This is a genomic window from Mycobacterium sp. E740 (assembly GCF_001672895.1).
In the GTDB taxonomy this organism is placed as follows: Bacteria; Actinomycetota; Actinomycetes; order Mycobacteriales; family Mycobacteriaceae; genus Mycobacterium.
Window position 1 is genome coordinate 1 of record NZ_LZKP01000220.1, and the last position, 4,904, is coordinate 4,904.

At 63.8% G+C, this 4,904-nt stretch carries 5 protein-coding genes; 3 read left to right on the forward strand and 2 right to left on the reverse strand.

Features of this window, described 5'->3' with window-relative positions:
• Window positions 1-150 precede the first annotated feature (150 nt).
• Window positions 151-933, reverse strand: coding sequence for an enoyl-CoA hydratase (locus A5663_RS21225; RefSeq protein WP_068153703.1), 783 nt, complete (start codon window positions 931-933; stop codon window positions 151-153).
• Window positions 934-945: 12 nt separating this feature from the next.
• Window positions 946-2,121 carry an acyl-CoA dehydrogenase family protein gene (locus tag A5663_RS21230; protein WP_068153704.1) on the reverse strand — a complete coding sequence of 392 codons (1,176 nt, stop codon included), beginning with the start codon at window positions 2,119-2,121 and terminating at the stop codon, window positions 946-948.
• 123 nt (window positions 2,122-2,244) lie between these two features.
• On the opposite strand from A5663_RS21230, the gene A5663_RS21235 reads away from it, so the two are divergent.
• The 3 genes from A5663_RS21235 to A5663_RS21245 form a co-directional block, all read left to right on the forward strand.
• On the forward strand, window positions 2,245-2,961 hold the full coding sequence (locus tag A5663_RS21235) for a TetR/AcrR family transcriptional regulator (protein ID WP_082974310.1): 717 nt from the start codon (window positions 2,245-2,247) through the stop codon (window positions 2,959-2,961).
• Between the two features lie 309 nt (window positions 2,962-3,270).
• The gene (locus A5663_RS21240) at window positions 3,271-4,395 is read left to right on the forward strand and encodes a cytochrome P450 (protein ID WP_197503515.1); all 1,125 of its coding nucleotides are present in this window, start codon (window positions 3,271-3,273) and stop codon (window positions 4,393-4,395) included.
• Window positions 4,396-4,448: 53 nt separating this feature from the next.
• Window positions 4,449-4,904 (forward strand): SDR family NAD(P)-dependent oxidoreductase (locus tag A5663_RS21245; RefSeq protein WP_156744597.1); only part of this gene is annotated, 456 nt, incomplete at its 3' end.

A 4,904-nucleotide genomic window follows, 5' to 3' on the forward strand; every position in this document is an offset into this window, starting at 1 on the left:
TGCAAGACGACGTTCGGCACCGCGCATTTGATTTCGTGTCGAGAGTCGAGCGGCAGATGCGTGACGCTCGCGCGGCGTGAGCGTGCGCAAAATGCTGAACTTACGCGGCGTGTCGTGTGCAAACACGCACGCTCGCGCCAAAGAGTGGGGTTACTTGATGTTGGCTTTCATCTCGTCGAGGTTCACCAGCACCGGCCATCCGCTCACGCTCAACGCGTTGCCGTGGCCGGTCTGATGGATGTCGAAGACCGACTGGATCGCCGCGTAGAACCCCTGCACGTCGAGTGTCTGGTTCACCGCGCGCTTGGCCTGTCGCAGCGCGAACGGCGGCATCTTCGCGATCTGCTCTGCCAGCGCCCTGGTTTCCGAGTCCAACTGCTCGCGGGGCACCACCTTGTTCACCATGCCGGTGCTCGCCACCTCGTCGGCGGTCATCGCACGGCCGGTGAACAGAATCTCCTTCGCCTTACGCGGACCGAGTTCCCATGTGTGCCCGTGGTATTCGACTCCGCCGATGCCCATCAGCACCACGGGGTCGGAGAACTGCGCGTCGTCGGCGGCGATGATCAGATCGCACGGCCAGCAGAGCAGTAGGCCGCCGGAGATGCAACGGCCCTGGACCGCTGCGATCGACGGCTTGGGCACGTTGCGCCACCGCAGCGTGTACTCGAGATAGCGCTTCGCCTCGTGCTGGATGATGAAGTCCAACGTGATCTTGTCCGGAACCGGCCCACCGCCACGCAGGTCGTGGCCGGCCGAGAAGTGTTTCCCGTTGGCGCGCAACACGATCACCGAGACGTCGCTGTCCTCGGCGGCGCGCGTCCACGCGCCGTCCAGCTCGTCGAGAAACTCCGGGTTCTGCGCGTTGGCCGCCTCGGGCCGGTTCAACGTGATGGTCGCGACGCGGTCGGCAACCTCGTATTCGATGTACATGGTGCAGTCCTTCTAGTTTCGCGGCAGGCCCAGCAGGCGCTGGGCGATGATGTTGCGTTGGATCTCCGAAGTGCCGCCGGCGATCGTGCCGCCGAACGTTCTGACGTAGCGTTCGAACCAGCCGCAGCGGTAGAGGTCGAGGTGCTGCGCGCTGTACGGCCCGGAAAACGCCGGGTGGGCCAACGCGTCGACACCCGCAGCGGCAAGCGCGTACTCCGTCGCCGCCTGCGACGCCTCCGACCCGAAGAGCTTGAGAACCGACAGCGCGGGCACGTCCTCGTCACCCCGGGCGGCACGCGCCAACGCCACCGAGCCGAGCAGACGCAGCGCCTGGTTGTCCATGATCAGCCCGGCGTACCGGTCGCGATCCAGCACCGAGGAGGGCCGAAAATCCTCCACCAGTTCCTGCAGGCGGTCCGCGTAGCTGAGCCACAACATGTTTCGCTCATGCCCGAGCGAACCGTTGGCGACTCGCCAGCCCTCGTTCAGCGGTCCGACGAGGTTTTCCGCAGGCACCCGCACGTCGTTGAAGAAGACCTCGTTGAAGTCCAGGTCGTCGACCTCGCACAGCGAGGCGAATGGTCGCCGCACCACACCGGGCAGATCCGTCGGGATCATCAGTACGCTGATTCCCTTGTGTTTGGCGGCTTTCGGATCGGTACGAACAAAAGTCAGCAGTACATCGGCGTCGTGCGCACCCGACGTCCACACCTTCTGCCCGTTGACGACGAATTCGTCGCCGACCAGTTCGGCGCTGGTGCGCAGCGACGCCAGATCGGATCCGGCACCCGGTTCGCTCATCCCCAGCGACGCGGTGATCTCGGCGCGCAGGATCGGAACCGCCCAGCGCTGCTGTTGCCTAGGCGTGCCGAACGAGATCAGCGAAGCGGAGATGATGCCGACGCCCTGCGGGTTGTACGTCAAGTACACGCGCCGACGCGCCAGTTCCTGCTGGTGGACGTACTGCTGAAGGATCGTCGCGTTGCGCCCGCCGAACTCCGGCGGGTAGCCCGGCAGCAGCCAGCCGTTCTCGAACAGCAGCCGCTGCCAGTCGCGCGCCCAACCCGGAACGTCACTACTGGACCGGGATCGCTCGAGGGCGACGGCGTCGGAGGGAAGATGTTCGTCGAGGAAGGCGGTGAACTCGGCGCGGAACGCCTCGACGTCAGCATCGAAGGTCAGCTGCACAGAACTCCCGCTGGATCAAATTTTTGGGTAGGGCTACTGTTATCTCCAAAATGAGAATACTATTCTCATCGTGAGAAAGTTACAATCTCTGACACGTTCGCCGCGAGGGGGTCGAGGACCGCAATGGCAAGGCGTTCTCCGGTACAGTCAGTTCATGTTCTCCCCACTCGGCCGGCGTCTGAGCCGCCGGTGACGAGCCCCAGCGAGGAACCGGCCTGGAAGCAGCGCGCGGTCGAGCGATCGATCAAAACCGCGAAGCTTCGCGCCGCGCAGCGCGTGCAGCGCTTCCTCGACGCCGCCCAGGCGATCATCATCGAGAAGGGCAGCACGGACTTCACCGTGCAAGAGGTCGTCGACCGCTCCCGGCAGTCGTTGCGCAGCTTCTATCTTCAGTTCGACGGCAAGCACGAACTTCTGCTGGCGCTCTTCGAAGACGCCCTGAGCCGGTCAGCCGACCAGATTCGCGCCGCCACCACCACTGAGGATGAGCCGATCGAGCGGCTCAAGGTCGCGGTGCAGTTGTTGTTCGAGTCCTCGCGTCCCGACCCGACCGCGAAACGACCGCTGTTCACCGACTTCGCTCCTCGGCTTCTGCTTTCTCATCCCGCCGAGGTGAAGGTCGCCCACGCTCCGCTGCTGGCACTGCTGACGGAGTTGATGGAAGAGGCGGGCGCGGCCGGCCAACTGCGGGACGGGATCAACCCGAAGCGCATGGCAGCGATGACCATGCAGACCGTCATGTTCGTCGCGCAGTCGAACGGCGCCGAAGAGGGCAGCACCAAGCCCATCACCGCCGACGAGGTGTGGGACTTCTGCTCCCACGGGTTCGCCGCCAAGTAGTAGAGAACCGCATTCTCACGTATTGAGCGAGAACTCGGTTCTCGTCGCTGCGCGATCTGCTGGAAGTACCCAAGCGGACCGTGGGAGAACAGCATTCTTTCAGCTGGAGAGCGCAGATTGTCGAAAGTGAATCCGTTGTTGACACTCGTTGTCGCCAGTGCCAAAGTTGTGAGACAAAAGTCAGCCCCATGTCTTATGTGAACCCTGATCCAGCGAGAGGGACCCGTGACGATCAGCGCTGAAAGTTCCGATGTGCACGAAGCCGCGGACACCGAGTTGCACTACGACCCTTACGACATCGAACTCAACATGAACCCGTACGCGGTGTTCGCCCGGCTCCGCGACGAGGCCCCGCTGTACTACAACGCTCGTCACGACTTCTATGCGTTGAGCCGGTTCGAAGATGTCAACAAAGCAGTCATCGACCATGAGACCTTCATTTCAGGCCGCGGCGCGCTGCTCGAGATCATCAAGTCCGGGATGGAGATACCGCCCGGCACATTGATCTTCGAAGACCCTCCGATTCACAACATCCACCGCAATCTCCTGTCGCGGGTCTTCACTCCGCGCAAGGTGCTCGCCCTCGAACCGCAGATCCGCGAGTTCACCTCTCGTTGCCTGGATCCGCTGGTGGGGTCGGACCGGTTCGACTTCGTCAACGATCTCGGCGCACAGATGCCCATGCGGGTGATCGGGATGCTGCTCGGGATCCCCGAAGAAGACCAGCGCCGGGTCACCGAACACGGTGAAGCCACCCTGCAGAGCGGCACCGTCGACCTGATGGCCACCGGTGAGGTGTTCGCCGAATTCATCGACTACCGCACGGAGCATCCGTCCGACGACATCATGACCGACCTGCTCACCGTCGAGTTCGAAGACGAGACTGGTACACGGCGCAAGTTGGGCCGCGATGAGCTGCTGATGTACCTGACGGTGATCGCCACTGCCGGCAGCGAGACGACGACGCGTCTCATCGGTTGGGCGGGAAAGACTCTCGCCGATTACCCCGACCAGCGGGCACAACTGGCGGCCGATCCCAGCCTGATACCTCATGCGATCGAAGAGATTCTGCGCTGGGAACCGCCCGCCCTGCACATCGGCCGTTACGTGACCCGCGACGTCGAGTACTACGGCCAGCAGGTGCCGGCGGGATCGGCGATGCTGATGCTGCTCGGGTCCGCCAACCGCGACCATCGCCGCTTCCCGCCGAACGGTGACGTCTTCGACATTCACCGAGAAGTGCGGTCACACATGACTTTCGGCGCGGGCACGCATTTCTGCATGGGTAACGCGCTCGCGCGCCTGGAGGGCCGGATCGCGCTCGAGGAGATCCTCAAGAGATTCCCGACGTGGGAAGTCGACTGGTCCAATGCGCGTCCCTCCCAGACCACGGCCGTCCGCGGCTGGGAATCCATGCCCACGTTCGTCTCCTAGTTCCCCGAATAGTCCCCCGAAACCCCTGTATCGACAACGAATTGAGGTAACCAATGACTGGACGTGTTGAAGGCAAGGTCGCTTTCATCACCGGCGCCGCGCGCGGCCAGGGTCGCGCGCATGCGGTGCGGCTGGCGCAAGAGGGCGCCGACATCATCGCCGTCGACATCTGTAAAAAGGTCGACACCGTCGAATTGATCGCCCCGTCGACGCCCGAGGATCTCGCGGAGACCGCCGATCTGGTCAAGGGCCACAACCGCCGCGTCTACACCGCCGAAGTCGACGTGCGCGACTACGACGCGCTCAAGGCCGCGGTGGACGCCGGTGTCGAACAGATGGGCCGGCTGGACATCATCGTCGCCAACGCCGGCATCGGCAACGGCGGCCAGACCCTGGACAAGACCAGCGAAACCGACTGGGCCGCAATGATCGACGTCAACCTCGGCGGTGTGTGGAAGACCGTCAAGGCGGGCGTGCCGCACATCCTCGAGGGCGGTCGCGGCGGGTCG

What these genes read in the sequence shown, in the direction of transcription:
- A5663_RS21225 (WP_068153703.1), bottom strand. Translation starts at nt 933, where the DNA reads ATGTACATCGAATACGAGGTTGCCGACCGCGTCGCGACCATCACGTTG.
- A5663_RS21235 (WP_082974310.1), top strand. Translation starts at nt 2,245, where the DNA reads ATGGCAAGGCGTTCTCCGGTACAGTCAGTTCATGTTCTCCCCACTCGG.
- A5663_RS21240 (WP_197503515.1), top strand. Translation starts at nt 3,271, where the DNA reads ATGAACCCGTACGCGGTGTTCGCCCGGCTCCGCGACGAGGCCCCGCTG.